This window comes from Methylomicrobium album BG8 (assembly GCF_000214275.2).
GTDB classification, from domain to species: domain Bacteria; phylum Pseudomonadota; class Gammaproteobacteria; order Methylococcales; family Methylomonadaceae; genus Methylomicrobium; species Methylomicrobium agile.
In genome coordinates this window covers 2795569-2821942 of record NZ_CM001475.1, presented here as the reverse complement: position 1 = coordinate 2821942, position 26374 = coordinate 2795569, and the positions used below count along the sequence as shown (strand labels likewise).

Here is a 26374-nt window from a genome sequence, read left to right as displayed (position 1 = left end):
CGACAGGGAGGGAATAACGTATTTTTCGGGAACAGTCCCGGTGCGCAAAGAAAATTCGCGTCATCTGGCTTCGAAAGGTCCCGCGGTGCCGGCATAGGGCGACTGGATCAAACCGTGGCGGCTGGCCAGCAGAGTCATTTCCGCCATCGTCTTGACTTCGAGTTTGTCTTTGATCGCGGTGCTGTGATTGCATACGGTCTTGTAGCTCAGGCAAAGCCTTTCGGCGATCTCGCGCGGAGTCAGGCCGTTCACCAGCAGGCGGAAAATATCGAACTCGCGCGGCGAAAGCCGTTTGATGCTGTCGGCTTTGTCCTGTTCGTTTACCATCGAGATCGCCACCCTTTGCGCCAATTCCGGTGCGATGAAAATGCCGCCTTGTGCAATCGTGCAAACGGCGGTAATCAGCGTGTCCGGCACGCTGGATTTGATGATGTAGCCTTTTGCCCCGGCCTTCAATGCCCGGGAGGCATAGATCGGCTCGTCGTGAATGCTGAATACCAGGATTTTACAGCGCGGATCGCGCTGCATGAGCCGGCGGATCGATTCGAAGCCGCCGATGCCGGGCATCGAAATATCCAGCACCACCACGTCCGGATGATGCCGGTCGTATGACTGGCAAGCGCTCTCGCCGCGGTCGGCTTCATAGATCATGCCGATGCTGTCGCACAGGGAGAGATAGGTTTTGTAGCCGGCTCTTACCACCGCATGATCGTCTACCAATAAGACGCTGATTTTTTCAGGCATGCTCGTCCCCTTAAAAATAAGCACGCATGATCCCTGTTATCGGCGACAAAATCCATAGGAAAAATTCCTTAATTTCTGGCTTGCGTCAATGCAGAGAACCTGTCGTGAGCGGCTGAATCTTCAATACAGGCGTACTGGAAAAATTCCTTAATCATTAAAGGAAAAATTCCCTAACCGGATTTCGGGAAATTTTTTAAAATCACTCTCCCCAGCACTTATTGAGGGGTGGTCGGCCTGATGGTTGCGTCGTCATAAACCTTGAAATGCTGGGTAATTCCTCATGAGCGGTCGTACGGAGATAAGATGTTCCCCCCGGCAAGGAAGTGAGCGATGCGCGACAGGCCGTTTGTTACTCGATTGCCTGCCCTCATCGCTCCGGCTTCCATCCGTGTTTGTGCCGACATGGCGGGGCAGGCCGTGAAATCAGGGTCAGTAATCGTCTTCTTCTCATTCGGTCTGCAGGCGCTACGCAAGCGCCTGCAGATTTTTTTGTTGGGACAAAAATAGCCGCTTGGCCGCAAGAAAGGCATTCAAGAAGATACAAGATTAAGCGATAGTCTTCCGGCGGCAAATGGATGGGTAGCCACTCAGCCCGGTGGTTTTCCGATTTCCGGCTTGTACGCGATAGGGAAGCGCGATCCGTCGGTCGAGCGGAGCCGAAGTCAAAAATTCTGCCGTTGTGTGCGCTATGAAAACGCTCTAAAACCCGATGGGCCGGCGTCGGCCGGCCCGTATGAAAAAATTTAGGATTATGCCGGGCGGCCTTACGGCGCTGCCGTTTCGGCAGTGGCGCCGGCAGGCGCAAAGCCTTTGGCTTCGATTGTGAGGAGCGGCTGGCCTTCTTGTCCCATTTGGCGGAATTTCAAGGCGCCGGGGAGAACGACGGGATTTTCGTCGGCAGCACAGGCGGTTTTAACCAGCAGCCATGGAGAATCCCGGAAAGATGAGCCGTCGTCGTCGCGATAATTCAAATCGCTCGAGAAATCGACCCAGTTTTCGTCGATGGGGGCGTCGTCGAGCAGAGGTTGCGCTTCGCTCTCGTTTTCCGGCTCGAAAACCAGCGAGGTGTTGGTCAGCCCTGCGCGGTAGACGACTTCGTCGGCGTTCGATGTGAACCAGTAAGCGATTTCGGGGGACCGGCCTTCGACTCCGCCGCGCAGAATGTCGTTGATTTCGAAGAACTGCTTGCCCGGTGTGATGCGATCGGCATCGACATTGTTCAGGCGGATTTTGGCGCCGTAAATGCAGCGGCCCTCTTCCGTATTGCGCCAGACCCGGTCGGTCACGAAGCCGATAGTGATCTTGACGCGCCTGAATCTTCTGTTGAATCCGTTCAGGACAATGGGACGCCTGGCATTCTTGATCTGCTTGTAGCCGTCGGGAATTTTCGGAATGGCGCAGGTATTGTTGGCTCCGCCATTGGGCGCGAACGTAGGAGGGATGGAGCCTTCCTCGTCGGCGCCGAACTCGCCCGTTAGGTTGCAAAGCGTGTAGGCCGAAAGTCCCCCTTCCTCGACTTCGAATCCTTCTTCGGATAAGGCGACGAAACCGGTGGCCATCGCGGAGGTGGAGCCGAGCCATAGCGCGCCGACCAAGGCGCTGTGCAGTATGTGTTTGTTCATGATTTTCTCTGTTGTTATTGAACGTTTACCCTCTACGGCCGGGCCTCGCTTTCACCCGTCCGCAGAGCCCATCGATCCGTCCCTGTACAAGGCGGTCGATCATACGCGCTGACCCGTTCGTAACGAAGGGAAAAAGTCACTGAATAAACAGGGAAAATTTCCCGTGATGAATGGCTTGCCGCTTTTTATCATAGCCGGCCGCTTTCCGAGATTATTTACACGCCGTCCTATGTTGCCTTCAAAATCCGCCCTTTTTTCACCGTATGGACGGCGTTTGCGCCGGTTATGCCTGTTTGCGTTCACTGCGTGGGCCGGCCCTGTTTTTTCCGAAAACGTTGACGAACCCGGTCCCGACGAACTCGAAACCGTGACCGTCGAGGACGAGAAATTAACCCGAATCGGGCCGTGGGAAGGTCTGCAATTAGCCAGGGAAGAAATCCCGGCGAACGTGCAGTCGCTGAGCGGCAAAGACATCAAGTCGTCCTTGGCGACCAGTCTGGGTGATTTGATGAACGGCAAGCTCCAGTCGGTCAACGTGAACGATTATGCGGGCAATCCGTTTCAGATGGACATTACCTTCCGCGGCTTTTCCGCCTCGCCGCAGCTCGGTACGCCGCAAGGGCTTTCGGTCTTTCTGGACGGGGTCAGGGTCAACGAACCGTTCGGCGATGTCGTCAACTGGGACCTCATCCCGATGAACGCTTTGGCCGGGCTCGACGTGTTTCCGGGCTCCAATCCCCTGTTCGGCTTGAATACGCTGGGCGGCGCATTGGCTTTGCGCACGAAAAACGGATTCGACGATGCCGGGGTGGATGTCAGTTTTCAAGGCGGCTCCTGGGACCGCAAAAAAGGCGAACTGACCGCCGGCTGGAACAAAGGGAAACTCGGCGCTTTTGTCGCGTTTACCGGTTTCGACGAGGCGGGCTGGCGGGTCAATTCTCCCTCGCAGGTCAATCAAGGTTTTGCCCGGTTCGATTGGCGTGACGATCATTTTTCGCTGCGTTTCAGTACCCTGGCGGTCGGCAACAAGCTGCTCGGCAACGGCCTGATACCGAAGGATATGTATAATCAAAATCCGGCATCGGTGTTCACTTCGCCGGACCGTACCGAAAACGAGCTGCAGCAATATAATCTGGGCGGCGAGCTCTTTTTCAGCGACAATCTGAGCCTGACCGGCCAGATCTATCGCCGGGACAGCCGCCGCACCGCGCTGGCCGGGGATATTTACGAAGATTTCGACGAGATGGACGAAGGCCGGGGCGCAAACAAGCTGGAGGCGGTTCCGGAGCAGCCGACGGCCAATGGCCAGCCCGTGCCCGTTTGCCGATACCAGGACGTCAATCGCGACAATATTCCGGATTATTACCTCGTTAAAGATCTTAACGGAGACGATTATCTCGACGACGACGAATACGAGGTCATCGACCCCAGCACCATTAACGCCCCGCTGAATTGGAAACTCGCGGAAGACAATGTCGAGTTGTTGCCGCCGCTAAACGCAAACGAAGGATGCGGGCGCCTTCGCTACAACAATCCGGGCGGCCCGGGTTCGCCGGTGCGTCCGCGCAACGGGAAGGCATGGCCCGCAAGCTCCGCCGCTTCCAAGGGCTGGGTCGAAGGCACGCCGATCGGCGTGTTGAGCAATACGGAGATCGGGCAGCAGACGGATGGCGCTTCCCTGCAATTGAACTGGAACAGCGATCGGCATAAATTCATGTTCGGCGCATCGATCGATGCGGCCGATACCGACTTCGAAACCAGCCAGCGCTTGGGATTGATCGACGCGGAGCATCGCGTCTACAGCGATCCGGCAAACATCGACCCCATTTATCTGGCCGCCCGCGAAGATATCCGCAACAATTCGTTTACCGGAAAATCCACGACATTCAGCGGCTATTTCAGCGAAACGTATTCCCCCAAGGAAAATCTGCATCTCAGCGTTTCCGGGCGCTTCAACCAGACGCGCGTGAAAAACCGCGTTCGGGCCCGGACGCGCACCGGTTTCGAAGCGCTGCACCAAATTCTCGACATCCATAAGGTCAGGCCCAATGTCATCCTTTGCAGCGGGACTGATCCGGATACCTGTCCGGCCGAGGCGAACTACAATATCGGCGAGTTCGATCAGGATGTCAGGCAGCCGCTCGATCCGACGCTGGGATTGGGCCGGTACAGCGAAACGCCGACTGCGGAAACGTTCGACTATACCTCGTTCAATCCTTCGGTCGGGATCAGTTACCTGCCTTTTAAGGACAAGGCGGTTTTTTATAAGGATTTGAATCTGTTTTTCAACTGGAGCCAGGGGACGCGTACGCCGTCGAGCGTCGAACTGGGCTGCGCCTATGACGGAACCCTGGTCCCGGAGAACCCCGGCGACCCTGAATCGCCCTTGGCGCCGAAAAGCTTTGCCACGGTGGGCGGCGCCTGTACGCTGCCTACCGCGCTTTCCGGCGATCCTTTCCTGCCGCAGATTTTTTCCAACAGCTTCGAATTCGGCATGCGCGGCAAGCTTTTTGGGGATTTGGAGTGGAACGCCGCCGTTTACCGTACCGATCTCGAAGACGACATTTATCTGGTCGGCCTGACCCCGGACCGCAGCTTCTTCGATACCATCGGCAATACCCGCCGGCAGGGGATCGAATTCGGTTTTTCCGGAAAAGCCGGCATCGTCGACTTCAGCCTGAATTACGGCTATACCGATGCGACCTTCCAGTCGCCCCTGGTCATGGTCAGCCCGCACAATAGCAGCGCGGCGGTGATCGCGCCCGACGATTACGATTATTTGAGCCAGGTGCAATACGACAGCAAGGGACGGCCTTTGAACGCGCTGGACGACATGATCGAAATCAAGCCGGGCGACCGCATGCCGGGCATTCCCCTTCACAATATCAATGCGTCGTTGAATTTTCACCTGACCCCGAAATGGGAGTTCGGCATCAATATGATCGCCCATTCCTCGTCCTTCGTAAGAGGCAACGAAAACAACGCGCATAGCCAGGGAACTTACGATTACTATTACGGATATGACACCAGTATCAGCCGGAATCGGTTGCTGCTGCGGGGGCAACCGTTCAACGATGCGGGCAGCGTTTCCGGCTACGCCATTTTCAATTTGAAAACCCGCTACCAGATCACTCAAGGCTTGTCGGTATTCGGTATGGTCAATAATTTGTTTGACCGCCGGTACGCGACGGCGGGGCGCCTCGGCATCAATCCGTTCTCGCCTTCGGAGCGGGGTGCGATCGGCTCCAGCGGCTGGAATTACAATTCCCGTGACTGGCAGAACAGCACTTTCATCGGTCCGGGCGCGCCCCGCGCCTTCTGGGTGGGGCTCGATTACAAGTTCGAACTTTGACCGGCCGTGCCGTTTTGGCCGGGTTGTTCGTCGGCCATCTCGCCGTCGGAGTGTTGCTCCAACGCTTTTCCGTCGAGGTAACTCCATGTGCCGGCCGCGCCCGCAGCGATCGTCAGCGGTCCCAGATAAGCATCGACATACGCCGCCGAAAGCGCGATCAGGCCCAGAAAAACGCCGAGCACCGTGAAGCGCCGGCCGCTTTTCAATCCGTCGGTATAAGCGCCCATTGCCAGGACCAGTAGAATCAGCAGGCCGGTTTCCTCATGATAGAGCCTGCCGGCATTGTGGTAGGCATAAATGACGACCGTCGCGAATACGCAGCCGGCCCAGTGCAGCAGGCGGGGCTGGAGGCTTTTCCGGTCGTTCCGGTTGTCCAGGTAAGCCGGCGCGGTTGCGGCCAGTCCCAGGACGAACAGCATGAGCAGCCAATAATAATGGCAATGGTCCTGGGCAGTGCGGGTGATGTAAGCGCCCAATAAAGACAGCGCCAGTAATCCGACGAACACACGGTGCGGGGTCAATTGGATGTTTTTGATCATGTCGGCATTCCAAAATTGGGTTGAAAGTTTGTTTATCGGCTTCGTGTCTACCCAACGCGCCCGCAGGCATGATGAGCCTAATTGTAGGGTACGCTGCGCGTACCTTTATTCATAAGGTACGCGCAGCGTACCCCACGACTTTTCGCCGAATGGAGAGCAAAGCATTTTTTGACCGCCTCAGGCCGAACGGCCAGTACACGATTACCGTCATCAAAAGGGCAAACAGGGCCGGTTGCCGGCGTACGTCAACGGCAACTTTTTTGGTCAGCGCGAATTCGGGGCGCTGTACCGCCTCGGCCAGCGCTTCCGCATCGCTCAGCCGTACATAGCGAAGTCCCGCAGCGAGCGCCAGCTCTTCCAGGTAAGTTTCGTGCAGCGCGCTCAGATGCTCGCTGCCGGTCACCTTGGCGCTGCCGAACGGGGCGTTACGGGCGTTGTAGCCTTCGATCTGCGACGGATCCAGATTCGATTCGCCGAACGAGGAGCGGTGCGGCACGTCGCCGGCCGTGTAATAACCGGCGGGTTCGCCGCGGCTGTCGAACTTCGGAATCGGCACGGCGGTCAGGCCGCCGGCACCGACGATCATGCCTTTGACCTTGCCTTTCAGATCGGAAAAGGCGGGCCGATAGCGCGGATTCGGCGGCGGCGCTTCATGGCCGTCGGTGATGAAGATGACTGACCCGTCCCGGTTTTGCAGCATGTCCAGCGTATTCATCAGACCCTGGGCGATGTTGCTGTCGGCGGCCCAGGCCATGCGCCAGTCGATCTGGGCGATCGCGGCGTCGATTTCCGCATAGGAACCGCACACCTCGATCGGTTCGAACAGCAGCGTCGAGCGCCGCTCGGTGAACAGCCCCAGTCCGACTTTGGACTGGCAGGGCAGTTTGACCAGCAGGTCGCGCAAGGTCCGCTTGACGAATTCGAGCCGGCTGACCGGGCGGCCGTCCTGCGTAAAGTCGGCCGCATTCATGCTGCGGGTGATGTCGACGATGAAGGTCAGGTTGTAAACCGGCCGTTCCTGCTCCTCGGCAGGGCGCGCAAACAGCACGCCCATTGCCAGAACCGCCAGCAGCAGGCACACCGTTCGGTAATCTTTCAACGAAAAATGCATCATTTGAATGGACCTAAGGTAAATTTCTCGCCGGACGGGGCATATTGCCCCGTCCGTAGGATTTTTTGCATGCTTTGATTTATCGGCATCTGCAGAATGTAAGGGACGGGATTAAAAACCAATGTCGTTAAGTTAAGGCCAAAACGTCATTCCGGCAGGGATTGCCGGACGACTGCATGGATGCAGGAAGTAGGGCAACGCAGGGAGCAGTTGCCGAATCCAGAAGCCACGGATGGCAAGCGTGAATACCTCCCTGTAACCTGGATCTCGGCAATCCCTGCCGAGATGACGGCTTAACTTAACGGCATTGGGTTAAACACTCCGTCCCGCTGGGACAATTTTCATGATGGGTTTCGGCTGTCGCCTCTCGGCAATTGCTCCCTGCGTTGCTCTATCTCCTGCATCCATGCAGTCGTACCCATCCTACGGCAAACCGCGCGGAAATCCCGGCACGGTCGTCCACAATTGGGTTTTCTGCTGCACGGTTTCGTCCTCGTCGTCCGGCGAAATCCGGTCCATTTCCGGCAGCAGCCGCATCGCGGCTTCGAGATTGTACTTGGCGTCCCATTGCCGGCTGTCCAGCGCCAGCGATTGCCGGTAGGCTTGCTTGGCCAGGCCCGCGAGCGGCAGGGCGGCATTGATGTCCATTGCTTCGGCCTGGGCGATCGCCTGTTCGAGGTACAGATTGCCGAGGTTGTAGCGGCTTCTGGCTCGCTGCGCGGCATCGCCGTGGTCGATGACCAGGCTCAGCGTCGCCAGTGCCTCATCGTAGCGGTGTTTGTTTTTCAGATAATAGGCTCTGGCCAGCCTCAGCTCGAAGGGACCGCCGATGACGGATTCGACCTCGACGTCGCGGCCCGATACGAGGCGCGAGATCAGCGCATTGTTCGCATGAATCCGGTACAGATCGGCCGCGCCGTAGAGCAGGGCAAGAAGGCCTGCGACCAGCATCAGCCAGAGCAGGGGATGGAGTAACGGTCTCGTGTTCATGGTTTCGCTTCCGTTTTGACTTCGGCACCCTTGACCGCCAGCAGCAAGAGCAGCAGGATAAAGGAGGCCAGATAGCAGAGTCCGCTCAGATCCTGCCGGGGTATCCGTTCGAAATAATGGATCGGCAGATTTTCGAGCCGGCTGATGTCGGCGATGGCCTGTTTCATCGCATCCGGGCTTTCCGCCTGGTAAGCCTGGTAAGGAATGTTCAGGCTGGTGAAAAACTGGTGCAGATAGCGTTCGGGCATCGCCTGCGCGTTGTCGTCGCGCGGATCGGCAGGCGGGTCGTAGATGCCGGGACTGTTGGCCGTGCGCAGGAACAGCCAGTACAGGCGGACCTGTTTTTCCTTGAACCATTGCCGGAGCTTCTGTTCGCTGTCGTGGTCGATCGCGGCCGCGCCGTCGGATACCAGGACGATCAGCCGCGATCCGGAGACGATAGGCCGTTCGAAAAACGACAGCGCCATCCCCAGGCCCTTGCTGACATGGGTATAGGCCAGCGCCGGCGTCGCCGTCGCCGCGATCGCGGCCTTGACCGCCTCCTTATTTTCGGTCATCGGCATTACGAACAGCGGCGCGGTGCTGTATTCGGCCACCCCGATCAGATCGTGTTCGCGCCGGTTCACGAAATCGGTCAGCAAACGCCGGGCGGCGGCGGATTTGGATTCTTCGCCCTCGTTACCGTTCGGCGCGCGGCCGGCGAAGCTGTTGTCCATACTGTTGCTGCGGTCCAGAAGCAGCACGATTTCGGCGCCGTGGCCGATGCGTTCGACGCTCTGGCCGCGGCGGTGCAGCCCGGCCATGCCGAGCACCAAGCCGGCCATCGCCAGCATCGCGAACAGCCGGATCAGCCAGGCCAGAAGCTCGGACAGCGGGTCGGGCGGCAGCAGCATCAGGCCCGGATGGGTATGTTCGCGCATACCCTTGCCGACCAGCGGCAGCAACGCCAACGGTAGCGCGGCCAGCAGCCACGGCGATTCCACGCCCAGACTCATCGGCTGCCCCGTTCGATTTGCCGGCAGGCTTGGCACAGCGCGGTCAGTTTTTGCCGGTCCAGCACCGTCGCGGAAACATTGCGGCTGAAAAAATAATGGTTGGAATAATTGAAAAACCAGTTCAATTGGCTATCCAAACGGCGATACTCGGGATGGGACTCGTAAAAGCCGGCCAGCTGATGCTGATACAACGGCTGCCGGTTCAGTGCGTTCAGTGCCCGATGCACGATGCGCAGGGCTTCGGCCATGTCTTTTTCCGGGATACGGGACAGCCGTTTCAACGCCTGCTTGAACAGGGTGCGCCGCCGCAAAGCGGGGAAATAACCGTACAGGTAAGCGAGCACAGCGGCGGCGACCGCCGCGGCGCCCGAACCGGCCGTAATCAGGGTCATTGCCTGCCGCGTGTCCAGTCGCGGCGGCGGGCTGTCGGGCCTGATCGAAGCTCCGCCTTCGGCGCTTTTGACCGCCAGATCGCGCAACGGCGACATCGTAAAACGCCAGGGCGGAACCTCTTTGCCGAAAGCGCTGTCGCCGCTGCCGAATTGCAGGGTGAAACCGGGCAAATTCAGGGTTTTGACCGTTAGCGGCGCGTAAAATACCTGGTAGCGGAGGTCGAGCCGGTAGCGTTGGCCGTCCTGTTCGACCTCCAGCCGGTTCAGGTTCAGCCAGCGATTGATGGGGCCTTCGGCCGGCAGGCTGGCGGTGTTCAAGGTGATGCCGGGACGGGTTTCGATCAGGATCTGCTCCCGAATTTCGTCGCCGATCACATAGCCGAAAGGCCTTGGCGTTTCGACCTCGAAGCGGATCAGCGCTTCGTCGGACGCGCCGGAGCAGCCTAACAGCAGTAAGGGAGTCAGGATCAATAAGCGTTTCATGCCGCTCTCTGGTGTAAATAGCGATTGATGGCGGGAATGTCGCAGTGTTCGATGAACAGCGGCTCGCTGCCGAAGGCGCGAAAGGCCCCGATCAGGCGCTGCCGGCGCTCTGCGTAGGCGTCGACGATCCGCTCCCGAAGGGACGGGCGCATGACCAGAGTGCGGGAGGCGCCGCTTTCGATGTCGCGGACGGACAACAAGCCCCAGGAAGGCAACTGCCGGTATTCGCCCGGATCCCACAGTATCAAAGGAACGATGTCGTGCATTTGCAGGGAGGCCAGCAGGTCGCGCAGGTGCGCAAGCGGAAAATGGGCATCGGTTAGCAGAAACAGCAGCGTCCGTTCGGCGGGCAGATAGGCGGCGGCATTCCTGAGTCCGGATGCGCTGCCCGACAGCTGCGCGTCTTCAAGCCGGCAGGCGAGGCCGGATACCGCGGCCTCATGAAGGCCGGCGGGCAGCAGCCAGCGCGGCTCGATGTCGTCGGCCGCGCCGATGAAGCCGAAGCGGTCGCCGTAGCCGAATGCCGAGCGCGCGAGCGTGCGCAGCAGGGTCGCCAGGATCTTCCGCTTGCCGGCATGACCCATCGACCCGGACAGGTCGGCGAGCAGATACACGTCGATCCGGCTCGGCTGCTGGTAGGCGCGTACGCGAAAATGCTCGAAAGGATCGAGCACGCTGGCCCGGAGGTCGAGGCGGCGGGGATCGTTGCTCGCGGCCAGCGGCTGGTGCTGTTTGAACAGCAGGCCGGCGCCGGTCATGCGGCCCGGATGCGCACCGGGGTACACCGCGCCGGACAGCCAGTGCAAGCGGTAATGAAGAAGATCGGCTTCAGGCATGGATTGGCGTTATATCGTCATTTCGGGAGCCCTGTGCGGAAAGTTCGAACTTCCCGGGATGGTAGGGTACGCTGCGCGTACCTTTTGGGGTGTTTGCCGTCCGAATACGTACAGAAGGTACGCGCAGCGTACCCTACACCGTTCATGGCGGTCGAGTGCGCCATTTATGGCGATCGAGTGTCGGGTGGATAATTCATGATTCATCGCAATGCCGGGAATTAAGGCGCGGCGACATGCTGCAGGATCGCGGAGGCCAATTGCGGTACCAGCTGTTCCTTGCGGTAACCGTACATCGGATTGATGAAGAGGCGGTGCCGGGTGCACACCTCGAATATCGCCTGCACGTCTTCCGGCAGTACGTAGTCGCGCGCTTCCAGCCAGGCGCGGGTTTTGGCAGCGCGGATCAGGTAACTCATGCCGCGCGGGCTGGCGCCGCTCAGCAGCAGCTGTTTCATTTCCACGTCAGCTAGGTGAATGCCGTAGCGCCCGGGATCGTGGGTCGCCTGCCAGAGGTCCAGCGCATAACGGCGCAGTTTCGGGCTGGTCTGTATTTTTTCCTGCAGCGTTTCTGCCAGATCGTTCAGTCGGTCGTAGGCGATTCCACCGGGATCGATGCCGGCGATCAGGCGGTCGACATCGTGAAAACGGGGATCGAACATCAACTGTTCGAGCAGGTTCTCGTCTTCGGGACGCTCGATGCGGATTTCCATCATGAAGCGGTCTTTCGCGGCGGCGGGCAGTTCGAAGGTTTCTTCCCTTTCGACCCGGTTGCGGTCCGCGAATACCTGAAAGTGGGGCATCGCATGCTCGCGGTTGAAGGCATTGACGCTGCGTTCGGCCATCGCCCGGAGCAGCAGCGAATGCACCTGGGGGCGGGCGCGGTTGATTTCGTTGAAGAAAAACGTGCTGAGCCTTTCGCCCTGTTTGAGCAGGGGGCCCGGATCGACGCGCGGCCGGCCGTTTTCGTCGAGATAGGTGTAATAAACCAGATCGGCGGGCATTAGATCGATGGTGCCCTCGATGCGTTCGAAATGACCGCCGAGTCCTTGTGCAACGGCGCGCAGCAGGGTTGTCTTGCCGACGCCGACATGGCCTTCGAGCAGCACGTGGCCGCGCGCGAAAACCGCAATCACGATCTGCCTGACGGCCGGCTGCATGCCGATCAGGGTTTGATTGATCTGGTGTTCAAACCGCAGCGCCCGTTCGCGCCATTGGATTAATTCCGCATCGTTCATCATGGAGATTCGAAAAAAAACTCCGGCAGACACAAGCCGGAGTATTGAGTGGTATATTAGTCAAAAACGAGCTGGAACCGGTCTTGCCGTTCGCGGCTGGTCACCGCGAACGGCAAGGCTCGCCGCCGGTTCCGGATGACGCAGGCAGCGATATCAAGGGATCTGGAGAGATATCAATGATATCGGTAAAAATCGCCAGCTGGATTTTCACTTCTTTTCCGTTAGCTTCATGAATACTTGCGTAGGGTACGCTCGACTGCATGGATGCAGGGCAATGCAGGAGCAATTGCCGACGACTTGCAGGGATGCAGGAGGTAGGGCAATGCAGGAGCAATTGTCGAGTGCGTACCTTTTCGGCGTCCATAGCCACACACGGAATATTTAAAGGTACGCACAGCGTACCCTACGGAATTCTTCGGGTTCCCGCGCAGCGCGCGGGAACCCGACATGCCTCAGATTTCGTCCACGTCGTAAACGAACTTGCCGGTCTTGTTGAAATGTTCCCAGCGCTTCTGATTGCGCGCTTCCATTTCGGCGATCGACTGCGATTGTTTGTTCAGTTCGTTGGGGTCGTGTTTCGGGTCGTATTTGCTGCCTTCGACCTTGTCGGGATAGCCCGGCTTCGGCTCCCAGCACACGCCGGGCTCCTTGCAGTTGGTACCGTCGTAGGCTGCCGCGGTGAAGGTCGTTACCGCGAAGATTGCGGCTGCGCTGCATAAGAAAAGCTTTTTCATTTCAGATCTCCTCGTCATTGTTGTAACCATTTGGCTTTTTTCGGATCGCCTTTGTAGATGTCGCGGATCCAGGCCATGATCAGCAGCATTTCGTCGGTGTTCAAGTTGACGTACTGCGGCCCCATCATGCCGTTCGCGCCGCCGAACAGCAGCTCGAACAAGCCTTTGTCGGTCGCGTTGGCCGGATAAGTCCAGTAGTCGTCGGCCAGGCCCGGCCCCAGTTTGCCTTCGGCTTCGTGGCCGTGGCAGCCCGAGCAGGCGGTCATGAACAGGTCGTGGCCTTTTTTGACCGCTTCCGGATTGCCGTTGTAGGGGTTTTTTCCCGTTTCCTTGAACTGTTTGAAGGCTTCGGTATCCCCGCCTTTTTTGGCGACGCTCAAATCCAGCTGCTCGCCGGTGATCGCGTTGTGGAAAGTGATTTCCGCGATCGCGACCGAGCTCAACAGGGCGAGGCTCAGCGATGCGGCGGCAAAAATGTGTGTCGTTTTCATAATTTTCCTGATTGTTTTTAATTAGCCGGTCGATTCGGGTTCATCCAGCAAAGGCATGCCTTCTTCTTCCAGGACATCCTCGATATCGTCCTCGGCTTTTTCCAGCGCCCGGTTCAAATCGGCCAGCAAGGCCGGTTTGTCCTTGCGTACGCCGATCGAAGTGCTGTAATGATGGCCGACCTTCTGGCCGTCCGCGCGCTTATTGTCGTCGGGAATCACGGTCATGGTCAGCGGCGTCTGCGACGCTTTCACATAGCGCGCCGCCGCCGGTCCCCACAGCACCGCGATCTCGGCGTTGCCGGAAGCGACTTCGGACACCAGCTTCGCGTTGTCGTATTTCACATACTGGTTGCGCTTCGATCTAAAGCCGACCAGTTCCTGCGAATAATTGAACATGTCGTTGTAGCGTCCGATTGCCCGCAGCATTGTTTCGGCCGGCGTTCCCGGTACGAAGGCGATCTTCTTGGCCTTGCGCAACGCTTCGCTGTTCCAGTTTTCGACGTCAAGATCGTCCTTTTCGCGGGTAATGAACACGTAGCCCGAACGGTAATAAGGCCGGGTCGTCAGGACTCTCGGGTCGCCGGTGTCGACGCCCATCGTGATGTCGCACAGGCCTTTGTCGAGGTAGTCCCGCACGTAATAGCGCGGGTCGGTCCAATAGACCATCTCGACCGGCCTGTTCAGGGTTTTGCCGAGCAGGGACGCGATCTTGTTTTCGAAGCCTTCGCCCTTTTTGTTCGAATACGGCATTTCGTCTTCGGCCGCGCAGACTTTTAACGGTTCTTCGGCCACTGCCGGCGCATTGACGGCGAGTAAGCTTGCCGTCAGGCTGAAAGCGGCCGATAACAGTTTCATTTGATCCATTTGTGTAATTCTCTATTGGTGCATATTGATCCGTGCGGATTCGTAGGATGGGTAACGACTACAAGGATGTAGGAGCTAGAGCAATGCAGGAGCTATTGCCGAGAGCGAAGAGAAACCCATCAGTAGGCCGCAATGGATTCTGAACGATGGGTTTCGGCTATTGCTTCTACCCATCCTACCGCCTCTACCCATCCTACGCTGTTAACGCATCGATCAATTATCCAGTGCGAAGACCATCACGCCGCCGCCCTGTTGGGTGTAGTGCGCGAGTTCCTTGAAGGCGCCCACCGCGCCCAGACCGGCGGTCGGATCCTGAAGGTCGAACACCAGGCCGACGCCAGGCCAGCCGCCGACGCCGTAATAGATTGCGACGTACTGCTTGCCGTCATGCCCGTAGGTGATCGGATGGCCGATGACGCCGGAAGGCAGCTTGAATTTCCACAGTTCCTTGCCGTTGCGCGAATCCAGCGCCTTGATGTAGCCGTCGAGCGTGCCGTAGAACACCAAGTCGCCCGCAGTGGCCATCGTGCCGCCCCAGACCGCGAATTTTTCCTGCACTTCCCAGTCGAATTTGCCGGTCACCGAGTTCATCGCCTTGACCTGGCCGAGCGTGCCTTTCGGGCCCGGATACATGTTCAGCGTCGCGCCGACAAAGAACTGGCCGGCCCGGTAAGGCAGCATGAACGGTTCCCAGTCCATGCAGATGTGGTTGATGCCCATGAAGAACAGTTGTTTTTCCGGATCGTAGGACTCGATGCCCTGATTGTGGTAACCCATCGCAGAAGGGCAGATGCCTTTGGCCTGATGATCCATGTGCGTGGAGTATTCCGGATCGCGGACCGGCAAGCCGGTTTTCAGATCGACTTTCTTGACCCAGTTGACCGTATCGTCAATCTTGAACGCGTTGACCAGATCGCCGTTTTCGCGGTTCAGGGTATAGACCAGACCGTTACGGTCCGGGTGCGTCAGCAATTTGGTCATCTTGCCGTCGACCATCTGCTCGGACAGCCCCATGTAGTTGACGCCCGCGTAATCCCATTCGTCATGCGGTGTTTTCTGATAGCCGAATTTAGCCTCGCCGGTGTCGATGTCACGGCCCCAGATGGTCATTGTCCACTTGTTGTCGCCAGGACGCATTGTTTCGTTCCACGGCGCGGGGTTGCCCGATCCGTAATAGAGCATGTCCAGATCGGGGTCGAACGCATACCAGCCCCAGTTGGTGCCGCCGCCGATCTTCCAGGCGTCGCCTTCCCAGGTTTTCAGGCCCAGGCCGAACTGGCCGTAGTGGGGATTGTGGCTGTTGAAGTCTTTGGCCAGCTTGATGTCTTCGTCGGGCCCTGTCGCATAGACGCGCCAAGCCTGTTTGCCGTCCTTGATGTAATAGGCGGTCGCATAGCCGCGGACGCCCAGTTCGGCGCCTGAGGAGCCGACGATGACTTTATCCTTGGCAACGAACGGCGCGATGGTCAGCGTCGAACCCATCGCGATGTCGGAGTTTTCCATTTTCCAGAGCAGCTCGCCGGTTTTCGCGTGCAGCGCAACCACGTTGCCGTCCAGTTGGTTCAGGAAGATCGTTGCCGGATAATCGGGACCTGCCGGCGCATAGGCGACGCCGCGGTTGACCACGTCGCAGCAGGCGACCGCGCGCGCGGCCGGATTTTGCTTCGGCTTGTACTGCCACAAAATCTTGTCGGGGTTGTTCAAATCGATCGCATAGACGTTGTTCGGATACGGGGTATGTACGTACATGATGCCGTCTACGACCAGCGGTCCGCCTTCATGGCCGTTCAATACGCCGGTCGAAAACGACCATACCGGTTTCAGGTGATGCACGTTGCGCGTATTGATCTGCGTCATCTTGCTGAAATGGGTCGCGCCGTAGTCCTTGGTCTGCATGACCCAGTTGGTGTCTTCTTTCGACAGCCTGTCCAGTTCTTTGTTGGCCTCTGCCGGCAGCGCGGCCGCCAGAAACGCGCCGCCGCAAGCGAGCGACACGGCGGTGCGGGTGATTTTGGAAATCCGCATAATTCCCCCTCCAAGGGTTGTCTTTATTGAGCTGAATTTGAAAAGCCTGGATCCGGCGCCTCGGTAAAATTGGATTCGGCCTTCTTGATCAAAACGTTCACAGGGGTACCGAAGCGCGGATCCGAGCAAGCGACATGGTAGCCGAGCGGGAGAGGCGGGCGTTACGGAATAAACCTGTAATTCGGCTAGGAAAAAATCCGAAAAATCGAAAAGAAAAATTCCTGTATATGGCTTTTCCGTGTGAGTCGGGAAAAGTTCCTTTTTTTAACTGTAGGGTGCGCTGTGCGTACCATCGGGGGTTGGAAAGGTACGCACAGCGTACCCTACAGCGGCGAGGGGTAACCCAAGCAGGGCCAAAAGTATCTCAGGATGAGCGCCCGGCGGGGGAACCAAGGGGGAGAGATGATCGGCCTCATCCTTAACGGCATTTTTTTGGGGCAAGCCGGCGCGGTCCGCTTCATGCGCTCGACCGGTGTCGGTCAAGGCGGCGCCTGCCGCCGCACGGAAAGCCCGGCGGCAGGCGCGGGAGTTTATTTTTCGAGCTTGCTTTTCAGGCCGTCCAGCCCGTTTTTCAGGAAGGCGGTGACTGCTTTGACCGCGGCCTCGTCGTTCAGTTTTTCCGGGGGCGTATTGCCGGTATCGCCGCGGTAAAAGCGGCTCTTCATGGTCACGATCGAAGTGCCTTCGGTCTCGCCCGGCTTGACCTGGATTTCCATCGAGTAGGAACTGGCCGGAAACGCCTCGACGTTTTCTTTCTTGAGCCGGTAGCTGTATTCATGGTCCTTGTCGCTGTAATAATCCAGTTCCTCGGTTAGCTGGCCGCCGTTGTGCAGGGTCAGGGTACGGATACCGCCCGACTCGTGCTTGCCGTCGCCGGTGCTCTCCTTCACGTCCGGATGCCAGTCGGCAATCGCGCCGAACGCTTTGACCGCGTCCCAGACCTTTTCGACGGGCGCATTGATCGTAATACTTTCCAACCCTTTTTGCGGCGTGGGGCCATGCGCTTTCGCGGCGAGAGGAAAGAGTAGGATGCCCAATAAAATGACGAATGATCGTTTCATGATGTCGTGTCCGTAATGAAATGGGCCATTATCGAAAGCTTTGCCGAAATCATGGAGGGGGATTTTCCTGAAATGAAGTGGGGAGATTTCCTTTTTGCGGTTGCGGCGGAAAGCGGTTGACATGCGGTGCGCGTTACGGAACACTCCCGGCTTTTTGAAAACTGCTGTTTCCGTTTTTACGCATGCGTCCACGAACGATGAGTCTACGCTATCAAATCAATGTCAGAATTCTGTTGTCCTCGTTATGCATCCTGCTGCTCGGCGGCAGTATCGCGGTCTGGCAGGCGCGGCAGGCGGTCAACGAAGAAATCGACGCCTCGGTCAACATGGCGGCGCAACTGATCCGGCTGGGTTTTTCGCAGACCTTGTTCAACGAAGCCGAGTGGCTAAAGCGAATCAATTCGCTGAAGGAAACGCGCCATCTGGAGATCCAACTGCAGGCGCCCTCGGGGCAAGTGTTGAGCGTGACGCAAAAAGAAATGGGAAAATCCGACGTGGAACGGCCGCCACAGTGGTTCATCGCGCTGGTCGGCGGCAAACACAGCAAAACCGAACAGCCGATCATCACCGCGGACGGCAAGCAATTCACCTTGCTGATACGGGCCAATCCGCTCGACGAGATTACCGAAGTCTGGGGCGAGAGCGTCGCGTTTTTCATTTCGCTCTCGGTATTGACGCTGCTGACTTTTCTGGCGGTGCATCTGGCTTTCGACAAGGCGTTGAAGTCGATCGCCATCATCGTGAATGCGCTGGAGAACATCGAAAAAGGCGACTATCGGCAGAAACTGCCCGAATTTTCGACGCTGGAATACGACAGCATCGCGAAGGCGATCAATCACATGACCGATGAATTGAACAAGGCGCAGCAGGAGAACCGCGCGTTGGCCCAGCATTCGCTGGAAATTCAGGAGGACGAGCGGCAGCGGCTGGCGCAGGAACTGCACGACGAATTGGGGCAGTCCCTGACCGCGATCAAGGTGATGGCGGCCACCGCCGCGCATCAGAAAGCCGACATCAGGCAGACTACCGAGGCGATCGTCAGCATTTCCAACCATTTGATGAGCGTGGTGCGTTCGATGATGCATCAGTTGCATCCTTTGGTGCTGACCGAACTGGGCCTGAAGGCGGCCATCGAGGATTTGCTGAGCCATTGGAGCGCAAGGCATCCGGAGCTGCACTTGAGTCTGGATTGCTCCGATCAGGTGGATGGCCTCAATCAAAAAATCACCATCCAGATTTTCAGGGTCGTTCAGGAATGCCTGACCAATATCGTGCGCCATGCGGAGGCCAGCGAGGCTTCGATCGCGATCCGGATCGACCATGAACCCGAGGCGCGGTTGCGGCTGGAAGTGCGCGACAACGGCCGGGGCTGCGAGGACGGTAACCTCAAGGCCGGTTTCGGGCTTTTGGGGATGAGAGAGCGCATCCAGAGCCTGGGCGGGGAGTTCAGCATCGATACCGAGTTGCAGCAGGGGATGCGGGTTGCCGCGAGCATTCCGCTGGCGAATCTGCGTAGGTCCGATTAGCGCAGCGTAATCGGATGTATGTTTTCGGGCAGAGGTATGATCTTCTCTTTCACAATCGGAAAACTCGTAAGGCGGAACTGGTTTGCCGGGTTCCGCCTCGGGATGGTGGGTCGCTTGGCAATGGTGGCGGATTGTCTGGCGGTGAAACCGCCCTAGTGTGCCCGGCATGGGGCTAAAACTTGTTATCTGACAAGGAGATAACCGGAAGGAGTAACGACAACCGTGGCGAAACAATACTTCCGGCAACGCTGGCACAATCGGCACGGCCGACTGCACGCTTCGCGCAGGCTGAAGGCAAAGCCCGTACCCCTTGAAACAGGCCGCGGTTCGGTTGGGACATGGCGATTGGCGCGCAGCCCCATGCTGCAAACCGTCTTGAACAACGCCCGATTACGACGTTGGGGCCTAGGGGGCCATCCGATTTTGCGACCACTTGAGTCGCCAGGTTCAACCACCGGATGCGGAAAACCGCATGTCCGGGTGGAGGTAACGGGCGTAATCCCGTTACCTCCACCCGACCAAACTTTATTTCACAAAGCACTGTTTCTCGGCATATTCATCGGCTTCCTTCAACAGCTTCCGCAAGTCTTTCGACTGCTGCGGATCGCGGAAGACGCCCCCCGCCTCGCCCGGCGTGCTGCGCAGATAAGAAAAGGTACTGGCCTCTTCATACTCGGTGAAAGTCATTTTTTCGGCGATCTTGTCGATTTTGCAGCCGCAGGCGTATTGCGTAACGTAGGTCAGGCCGCCGTGTTTGGCCACGCAGTTCAGCACGTATTCGATCCGGTCTCGGGTCGGAAAGTCGTTGACGCGCGCCGCGGGCGCGGCTTCCGCAGGCTGGGTTTCGGGCGCGGTGGCCGCGCAGCCGTTCAATAGCGCCAGCAGAACGGCGCCGGTACATGAAAAGAGTGTTTTAGTCAGGTTCATCGATCGCTTTCTCTAATACTCAAATATTGCGGTCTTTTAGTTTAACATTTAGAAGAATATTTTTGCCAAAATGCGTTCTGCGCGCATTTGTGGTATAAACGCGCCTTTTTAATCGAATTTGTCGGTCTGGTTTTTCGCCCTTCTTTCGTGCTTTTTTGATCCGTCATGCCCTCCGCCTTTAAAGTTGCCGATTTTGTATTGAATGACTGGGGCGTATGGGCGTCGGATTCGGTGGGCCGGGAGGCTTCGGGTATGCATTCCTGCCCGAATTGCGCCGAGATTCCCGGCTTTATTCCGAAGCTGCAGCAGCGCCGCCTGAGTCCCCTGGCGCGGGCGGTGTTCAATGCGATCGACCGGTGCATCGAGCCGGGAGAAAGCCTTCCGACCGTGTTCAGCTCCGCCCACGGTGAGGTCGGGAAGGCGTTGGAAATGCTCAAAACGATCCAGGCCGGGGAGGAACTGTCGCCGGCCGCATTCAGCTTGTCGGTGCATAATGCGATTGCCGGACTGTATTCGATCGCCTATCGTAATCAACAGGAAATCACCGTGATGGCGCCGGGCGGCGAAGCGATCGGGCCGGCTTTCGCCGAGGCGCTCGGGATGCTGCGGGAAGGCGTGGCCGAGGTGCTGGTGGTGCTCTACGACGAACCGATCGCCGGGTTCTATCCGGTCGCGCCGTTCGCCTTGAACGGCGAGTTTACCTGCGCTTTGGCGATGCGCCTGGCCTTGGCGGGCAAGGGAATACCGCTGCGCCTGAGCCGTGTGCCGAAGAACGGGAAGGCGGGCGAGCAGCCCGTGCAATTGCCGTTGTTTGTCGATTTTTTGCGCGGCGGCGGAGCGGCCGTTGATTTTTGGGGAGGCGGCTGGCGATGGGAAAAAATTTAGCGTACAAGCTGAATTACGTTTGGCGCCTTTTCGGGACCGCCGTCAGCTTCACGACCTTCGGAATCGGCGGTTTCTTGCTTTGGGTGCTGGTCTTTCCGGTCTTGTCGATCCTGCCCGGCAGCTGCAGGCAGAAAATCAAACGGGGCCAGCATGTGGTCCATTACAGTTTTTTCGCATTCATCGGCCTGATGCACCGGATCGGGATCATGACCTACGAGATCGTCGGGCTGGAAAAACTGAACCGGCCCGGTCAATTGATTCTGGCGAACCATCCGACGCTGGTCGACATCGTGTTTCTGATCAGCCGGGTCCGGGAGGCGAGCTGCATCGTGAAGGCATCGCTCTGGCGCAATCCCGCCATGCGCGGGCCGATTCTGAACGCGGGCTACATCAGCAACGGCGATCCGGAGCAGATGATCGAGGACTGCGTGGATTGGCTGCGTGCGGGCGGTTCGATGATCATTTTTCCGGAAGGCACCCGTTCGGTGCCGGGCAATCCCTACCGTTTCCAGCGCGGCGCCGCCGCGATCGCCCTGCAGGCCGGCGCGGTCGTCACGCCGGTGGCGGTGTCCTGCTATCCGAGCACGCTGACCAAGGCCGAACCGTGGTACAGCATTCCCTACCGGCGGCGTTTCCACCTGGCGATGCATGTCGGCGAGGATATTCCTCTGGCCGAATTTCAACGGATCGAGCCCAAATCGATTGCGGTACGGCGCCTGAACCGGTATTTACAGGATTATTTCACTCAGCAAAGAGAAATTTATCAGTACCATGGAAAATGAATTGAAGCAATTGATCATCGAGACGCTGGATCTGGAGGATATCGGCGTCGATGACATCGACAGCGGGGCGGCGCTGTTCAATGATGGATTGGGGCTCGATTCGATCGACGCGCTCGAATTGGGGCTTGCGATCCGGAAAAAATACAATGTCAAAATCAATGCCGAAAAAGAGGATGTGGCGAAGATCTTCGCTTCGGTTTCCGCTCTGGCGAACTATATCCAATCCGCCCGCACTTGAGAAAATGATGGAAAATCGCGAACAAATTCTGGCGGCCATCCGTGAACTGATGGTCGAGATGTTTGAGCTGAATCCGGACGATATTACCCCGGAGGCACGGCTTTACGAAGACCTCGATTTCGACAGCATCGATGCGGTCGACATGATCGTCAGGCTGAAGGAAATGACCGGGAAGGCGGTCAAGCCGGAGGATTTCAAATCGGCCCGCACGATCGGGGACGTGGTCGAGGCGGTTTACCGGATGATTCACTCCCCTCTTTGAAAAAGACGACTGCAGGGATGCAGGAGATACGACCCCAGGGATAGGGAAGATAGATCGCGTATGGAACAAGCGATCGAGGGCAACGCAGGGAGCAGTTACCGACGACTGCACGGATGCAGGAGGTAGGCAATGCAGGAGCTATATTGCCGAGGGGCCGGGGGAATTAAATAAATCCCCCTCGATCCCCCTTTTTCAAAGGGGGAAGTGTTGTTGACGAAATTCCCCTTTTTTCAAAGGGGGGGAAGTTGTTTTTGACGAAACCCTCTTAGCCGAAGAAAACGACCCTTTATCATGACCGGCAAGTTTTTTCGCCTTCGCCTTGAACCTTGAAATTCATGCGCCTATTCACCAATATCGTGCTCAGCCTCTTGGTTATTGCCTATCCGTTCGCGGTTTATTTCGGGATTCGTTATTTTGAACCCTGGAAGATCGCCGCGCTGCTGATCGGCGTGCTGGCGCTCAGGCTGGCTTGCGGAAGCGGCAGGGCGCTCGGCAACGGGCCTGCGGCCGTCGCCGGGATACTGTTCTGCGGGCTGGCGGTCTGGCGCAACGACCTCTTGACCCTGCGGTTTTATCCGGTCGTCATGAATGGCGCGATGCTGATGCTGTTCGCCTGGAGCCTCATCCGGCCGCCGACCGTGATCGAACGCCTGGCCCGCTTGCGCCATCCCGATCTGCCGCCTGCGGGCGTCGCCTATACCCGGCGTGTGACGCAGGTCTGGTGCGGCTTTTTCGTCCTGAACGGCGGCATTGCGCTGGCGACCGCCTTATGGAGCAGCTTCGAAGTCTGGAGTTTGTACAACGGCCTGATCGCTTATCTGTTGATGGGCGTGTTGTTTGCGGGCGAATATGGGGTGCGGATCAGAACGCAAAAACATGCAGAATAATTTGATTTCCCTGGCCGGCTGCATCGTGGCCTGCGGACAGGACTCTTCGCCGGCCGCGCTGCATCGGGGGCGGTCGTATCGGCGCGATCAGTTCGCGGCCGCGGTCGGCCATTGGGCGACGGTGTGGCGCCGCGATTCCACCCGGCGTTATGCGCTCTATACCCAGGATGCCTACCCGTTCGCGGTTGGGCTGTTCGCCCTGCTGCATGCGGACAAAGAGATCTGGATTCCGGGCAATCATCTTCCGGAAACCGCGCGGCAGCTCGAACGGGAAGGCTGCCGGCTGCTGGGCGACTGGCCGGCAGCCGATCCTATCGATCCGGATGCGGCGTTTGCGGAAGCTTCGGGAATCTCGTCGGAGGCTCTCGACCCGAATGTTCCCCGTATCATGCTGTACACCTCCGGCTCCTCGGGACAGCCGAAAGCGGTGCCGAAAAACCTGCGCCAGTTGCAGGCCGAAATCGGAACGCTCGAAAATCTCTGGGGGAACGCGTTGGAGAACGCCTGCATCGCCGGTTCGGTTAGCCATCAGCATATCTACGGCCTGCTGTTCCGCGTGCTGTGGCCGCTGGCGGCGAGGCGCTGTTTTCGGAGCGCGATGGCGTTGAGCCCGGAGATGCTGCTGGCGGGCGGCGAGCCCGCGCGGTTATGCTGGATCGCCAGCCCGGGACATTTGAAACGGCTCGACGAAAGGTCGCCCTGGCGCGAAATCGCCGATCTGGCAGCGATTTTCAGTTCCGGAGGCCCTTTGCCCGCCGCGGCGGCCGCGCAAATCCTCAGTTTTACGGGACGATCCGTCATCGAAGTCTACGGCAGCACCGAAACCGGCGGTATCGCCTGGCGGCGGGCTGACGGCCGGAACGATGCGCCCTGGCAGCCCTTTGCCGGGATCGAGATCGACTGGCGCGGCGGCCGGCCGCATTTGTATTCGCCTTATTTGAACGATCGGGAAGGGCTGGCGCTGGACGACCGTCTGACTCCGCTGGAAGGCGGCCGCCTGCTGCTGCACGGGCGGCAGGACCGGATCGTCAAGATCGAGGAGAAAAGGCTGTCGTTGACTGCGCTGGAGCGGTGCCTTCAGGAGACGTTCTGGATTTCCGAAGCCCATGCGCTGGTGTTGGCGCGCCACCGCGACGTGATCGGTATTGCGGCCGTGTTGAGCGAGCGCGGTGCGGCGCAACTGAAAGCGCAGGGCCGGAACGCTTTCATCCGGCAACTCAGGAGCTTGCTTGCCGGCAGCTTCGACGCGGTCGCGCTGCCCCGAAAATGGCTGTTCGTGAACGCGTTTCCGCTGACCGCGCAGGGCAAGGTAAACCGGGAGCTTTTGATATCGATTATGAATACCGATACCCGCCTGTTGCCGAGAATGTTGGCCGCCGAAACGGATGCGGGCGGCGTGCGCCTGCAGCTCAGGGTGCCCAAGGAGCTCGCTTATTTCGGCGATCATTTTCCGGATTTCCCGTTGCTGCCCGGCGTGGTGCAGATCGGCTGGGCCGAATATTTCAGCAAGCTTTTCTTTCCGATCCGGCTGCCTTTTTCGCATCTGGAAATGGTCAAGTTCAGCCAGATGATCCGCCCGGATGACGAACTTCTTTTGAGTCTCGAATGGCGGGAAACCCAGCGCAAACTGCATTTTCAATACAGCGCGGGCGCGCATTCCTGCAGTTCCGGGCGCCTCGTCTACGGAGCCGAGTCTTGAAAACCTGCCTCATCATCCCCGTTTACAACCACGAACAGGCGCTGCCGCAGATGCTGGCCGCGCTCAGGCCTCTCGGTCTGCACGGCTTTCTGGTCGACGACGGCAGTTCCGCCGCCTGCCGGCGGGTGCTCGAAGCTTGCGCCCGTGACGGGGCCGGCTGGCTGACGTTGATCGTTCGCGCCGAAAACGGCGGCAAAGGGGCGGCGATGCTCGACGGTTTCCGGGCGGCGATCGCCGAGGGTTTCACGCACGCCCTGCAGATCGATGCGGACGGGCAGCATCGGACCGACGACATTCCGCTTTTTCTGGCGGCAAGCCGGGAGCATCCCGAAGCATTGATCGCCGGCCGGCCCGTCTTCGGCGCGGACGCGCCGAAAAGCCGCCAGTACGGCCGCCAGTTCACCAACCTGTGGGTCTGGATCAACACCCTGTCGTTCGCGATCGGCGATGCGATGTGCGGTTTCCGGCTGTATCCGCTGGCGGCGGTCGAGCATGTTTGCGCCCATGCACGGATCGGCCGGCGCATGGATTTCGACATCGACATCATCGTCAGGTTGTACTGGCAGGGCGTGCGGGTGATCAATCTGCCGACGCAGGTCACTTATCCGCTGGACGGCATTTCGCATTTCCGGCTATGGCGCGACAACCTGATGATCTCGAAGATTCACGCCCGGCTGTTCTTCGGGATGCTGGCGCGTTTTCCCGCCTTGATCCGGCGGCATTGGCAATGAAAAAAACGCACTGGGCGGAAATGGGCGAATACAGCCTGATCTGGGGCATGCGGGCGTTGCTCGGGATTTACCGCCTCGGCGGCCGGCCGATCGTGCAGCTTGTTTTATACCCGGTGGTCGCTTATTACTGGCTGGTCAACCGGCAGGGCCGGGCGGCGAGCCGCGATTACCTGCGCCGCCTTGCGGCGCTTCGCCCACAAGGCGGCACGCTGAACAGTTTTCGGCATTTCATGGCGTTCGCGGAAGCGATACTCGATAAGCTGGCGGCCTGGGCCGGGATGATTTCGCTGGCCGACGTCGAATACCGGGGACGCGAAGCGTTGCTGGAATGCCTGAGGCAGGGGCAAGGCACCCTACTGCTCGGTTCGCATCTGGGCAATCTGGAAGTCTGCCGGGTGATTGCAAGCCTCGAACAAAACATCCACGTCAACGTGCTGGTTCATACCCGGCATGCGGAGAAATTCAACGAATTGCTGAGCCGCTACGACAGCGCGAGCCGGATGAACCTGATCCAGGTCACCGAAATCACCGCGGAAACTTCGATGCGGCTGGCGGACAAAATCGACCGGGGCGAGATCGTGATCATGACTGCCGACCGGACGCCGGTCAGCAATTTGCTGCATGTCGCGGCCGCCGATTTTCTCGGCGGCAAGGCGTTGTTTCCGGAAGGGCCGTTTATTTTGGCTTCGCTGCTGAAATGCCCGGTCTTTACGGTGTTTTGCCTGAAACGGTGGGGAAAGTACGTCGTATATTTCGATCGATTCAGCGATGGCCTCAAATTGCCGCGAAAGGAACGGAGGCAGACGCTGCAGGAGACGGTTCAGCGCTATGCGGACATTTTGCAGGCTTATTGCCTGAAAGAGCCTTTACAATGGTTCAATTTTTATCCCTTTTGGCGATCGGAATGATCAATCCCTTATCTATGAATTTTTTGCCGCGAACTTTTCTGAAGGTTCCGGCCTT

26 protein-coding genes are annotated in these 26374 nt (G+C 58.5%); 11 read left to right on the top strand and 15 right to left on the bottom strand.

Annotated elements, in window-relative coordinates:
* Positions 1-60 precede the first annotated feature (60 nt).
* Positions 61-744 carry a response regulator gene (locus tag METAL_RS12035; RefSeq protein ID WP_005372696.1) on the bottom strand — a complete coding sequence of 228 codons (684 nt, stop codon included), beginning with the start codon at positions 742-744 and terminating at the stop codon, positions 61-63.
* Positions 745-1074: 330 nt separating this feature from the next.
* Between METAL_RS12035 and METAL_RS20920 the strand changes: the two genes are divergently transcribed.
* A complete protein-coding gene (locus tag METAL_RS20920) occupies positions 1075-1251 on the top strand; it encodes a hypothetical protein (protein WP_213069381.1) in 177 nt (58 codons plus the stop codon).
* A gap of 257 nt (positions 1252-1508) precedes the next feature.
* Here METAL_RS20920 and METAL_RS12030 read toward each other — a convergent pair whose 3' ends face one another.
* Positions 1509-2366: a hypothetical protein gene (locus METAL_RS12030; RefSeq protein WP_005372694.1), complete on the bottom strand. Its 858-nt coding sequence runs from the start codon at positions 2364-2366 to the stop codon at positions 1509-1511.
* A gap of 229 nt (positions 2367-2595) precedes the next feature.
* On the opposite strand from METAL_RS12030, the gene METAL_RS12025 reads away from it, so the two are divergent.
* Positions 2596-5718, top strand: a complete 3123-nt coding sequence (locus METAL_RS12025; protein ID WP_005372692.1) for a TonB-dependent receptor — start codon at positions 2596-2598, stop codon at positions 5716-5718.
* Here METAL_RS12025 and METAL_RS12020 read toward each other — a convergent pair.
* From METAL_RS12020 to METAL_RS11965, 12 genes are all read right to left on the bottom strand, one after another.
* Positions 5700-6257: a hypothetical protein gene (locus METAL_RS12020; RefSeq protein ID WP_005372690.1), complete on the bottom strand. Its 558-nt coding sequence runs from the start codon at positions 6255-6257 to the stop codon at positions 5700-5702. The genes METAL_RS12025 and METAL_RS12020 overlap by 19 nt on opposite strands.
* A 109-nt stretch (positions 6258-6366) precedes the next feature.
* Positions 6367-7371: a vWA domain-containing protein gene (locus METAL_RS12015; protein WP_005372688.1), complete on the bottom strand. Its 1005-nt coding sequence runs from the start codon at positions 7369-7371 to the stop codon at positions 6367-6369.
* Positions 7372-7791: 420 nt separating this feature from the next.
* A complete protein-coding gene (locus METAL_RS12010; RefSeq protein WP_005372686.1) occupies positions 7792-8358 on the bottom strand; it encodes a hypothetical protein in 567 nt (188 codons plus the stop codon).
* A complete protein-coding gene (locus METAL_RS12005) occupies positions 8355-9353 on the bottom strand; it encodes a vWA domain-containing protein (RefSeq protein ID WP_005372683.1) in 999 nt (332 codons plus the stop codon). Before METAL_RS12005 ends, METAL_RS12010 begins: the two co-directional genes overlap by 4 nt.
* The gene (locus tag METAL_RS12000; protein WP_005372681.1) at positions 9350-10228 is read right to left on the bottom strand and encodes a hypothetical protein; all 879 of its coding nucleotides are present in this window, start codon (positions 10226-10228) and stop codon (positions 9350-9352) included. The genes METAL_RS12005 and METAL_RS12000 overlap by 4 nt, the downstream gene beginning before the upstream one ends.
* A complete protein-coding gene (locus METAL_RS11995; protein WP_005372679.1) occupies positions 10225-11064 on the bottom strand; it encodes a DUF58 domain-containing protein in 840 nt (279 codons plus the stop codon). Before METAL_RS11995 ends, METAL_RS12000 begins: the two co-directional genes overlap by 4 nt.
* A gap of 218 nt (positions 11065-11282) precedes the next feature.
* Positions 11283-12302 carry an AAA family ATPase gene (locus METAL_RS11990; protein WP_005372677.1) on the bottom strand — a complete coding sequence of 340 codons (1020 nt, stop codon included), beginning with the start codon at positions 12300-12302 and terminating at the stop codon, positions 11283-11285.
* A gap of 449 nt (positions 12303-12751) precedes the next feature.
* On the bottom strand, positions 12752-13033 hold the full coding sequence (locus METAL_RS11985) for a methanol dehydrogenase [cytochrome c] subunit (protein ID WP_005372675.1): 282 nt from the start codon (positions 13031-13033) through the stop codon (positions 12752-12754).
* A 14-nt stretch (positions 13034-13047) separates the two neighbouring features.
* A complete protein-coding gene (gene moxG / locus METAL_RS11980; RefSeq protein ID WP_005372673.1) occupies positions 13048-13524 on the bottom strand; it encodes a cytochrome c(L), periplasmic in 477 nt (158 codons plus the stop codon).
* Between the two features lie 21 nt (positions 13525-13545).
* Entirely contained in the window at positions 13546-14388 is an 843-nt protein-coding gene (moxJ, locus tag METAL_RS11975) for a methanol oxidation system protein MoxJ (RefSeq protein WP_005372671.1), read from the bottom strand.
* Positions 14389-14601: 213 nt separating this feature from the next.
* Complete coding sequence (locus tag METAL_RS11970; protein WP_005372670.1) at positions 14602-16413, bottom strand: methanol/ethanol family PQQ-dependent dehydrogenase; 1812 nt, start codon at positions 16411-16413, stop codon at positions 14602-14604.
* A 530-nt stretch (positions 16414-16943) separates the two neighbouring features.
* Positions 16944-17474 (bottom strand): SRPBCC family protein, encoded by a 531-nt coding sequence (locus METAL_RS11965; protein WP_005372667.1) that lies wholly within the window; start codon positions 17472-17474, stop codon positions 16944-16946.
* Between the two features lie 197 nt (positions 17475-17671).
* Here METAL_RS11965 and METAL_RS11960 point away from each other — a divergent pair, with 197 nt between their 5' ends.
* Positions 17672-19000, top strand: a complete 1329-nt coding sequence (locus METAL_RS11960; RefSeq protein WP_005372664.1) for a LapD/MoxY N-terminal periplasmic domain-containing protein — start codon at positions 17672-17674, stop codon at positions 18998-19000.
* A 525-nt stretch (positions 19001-19525) separates the two neighbouring features.
* Here METAL_RS11960 and METAL_RS11955 read toward each other — a convergent pair.
* Positions 19526-19927, bottom strand: a complete 402-nt coding sequence (locus METAL_RS11955; protein ID WP_005372662.1) for a hypothetical protein — start codon at positions 19925-19927, stop codon at positions 19526-19528.
* A 165-nt stretch (positions 19928-20092) separates the two neighbouring features.
* Here METAL_RS11955 and METAL_RS20000 point away from each other — a divergent pair, with 165 nt between their 5' ends.
* From METAL_RS20000 to METAL_RS11915, 8 genes are all read left to right on the top strand, one after another.
* A complete protein-coding gene (locus METAL_RS20000) occupies positions 20093-20812 on the top strand; it encodes a beta-ketoacyl synthase chain length factor (protein ID WP_005372660.1) in 720 nt (239 codons plus the stop codon).
* Positions 20797-21594 carry a lysophospholipid acyltransferase family protein gene (locus METAL_RS11945; RefSeq protein WP_005372658.1) on the top strand — a complete coding sequence of 266 codons (798 nt, stop codon included), beginning with the start codon at positions 20797-20799 and terminating at the stop codon, positions 21592-21594. Before METAL_RS20000 ends, METAL_RS11945 begins: the two co-directional genes overlap by 16 nt.
* A complete protein-coding gene (locus METAL_RS11940) occupies positions 21584-21832 on the top strand; it encodes a phosphopantetheine-binding protein (RefSeq protein WP_005372655.1) in 249 nt (82 codons plus the stop codon). Before METAL_RS11945 ends, METAL_RS11940 begins: the two co-directional genes overlap by 11 nt.
* A 7-nt stretch (positions 21833-21839) precedes the next feature.
* A complete protein-coding gene (locus METAL_RS11935) occupies positions 21840-22094 on the top strand; it encodes an acyl carrier protein (RefSeq protein WP_005372654.1) in 255 nt (84 codons plus the stop codon).
* A 335-nt stretch (positions 22095-22429) separates the two neighbouring features.
* On the top strand, positions 22430-22981 hold the full coding sequence (locus tag METAL_RS11930; RefSeq protein ID WP_005372653.1) for a COG4648 family protein: 552 nt from the start codon (positions 22430-22432) through the stop codon (positions 22979-22981).
* Positions 22971-24680: an ApeI family dehydratase gene (locus tag METAL_RS11925; protein WP_005372652.1), complete on the top strand. Its 1710-nt coding sequence runs from the start codon at positions 22971-22973 to the stop codon at positions 24678-24680. Before METAL_RS11930 ends, METAL_RS11925 begins: the two co-directional genes overlap by 11 nt.
* Complete coding sequence (locus METAL_RS11920; RefSeq protein WP_031431908.1) at positions 24677-25411, top strand: glycosyltransferase family 2 protein; 735 nt, start codon at positions 24677-24679, stop codon at positions 25409-25411. Before METAL_RS11925 ends, METAL_RS11920 begins: the two co-directional genes overlap by 4 nt.
* Entirely contained in the window at positions 25408-26319 is a 912-nt protein-coding gene (locus METAL_RS11915; protein WP_040578348.1) for a lysophospholipid acyltransferase family protein, read from the top strand. The genes METAL_RS11920 and METAL_RS11915 overlap by 4 nt, the downstream gene beginning before the upstream one ends.
* Positions 26320-26374: the final 55 nt, after the last annotated feature.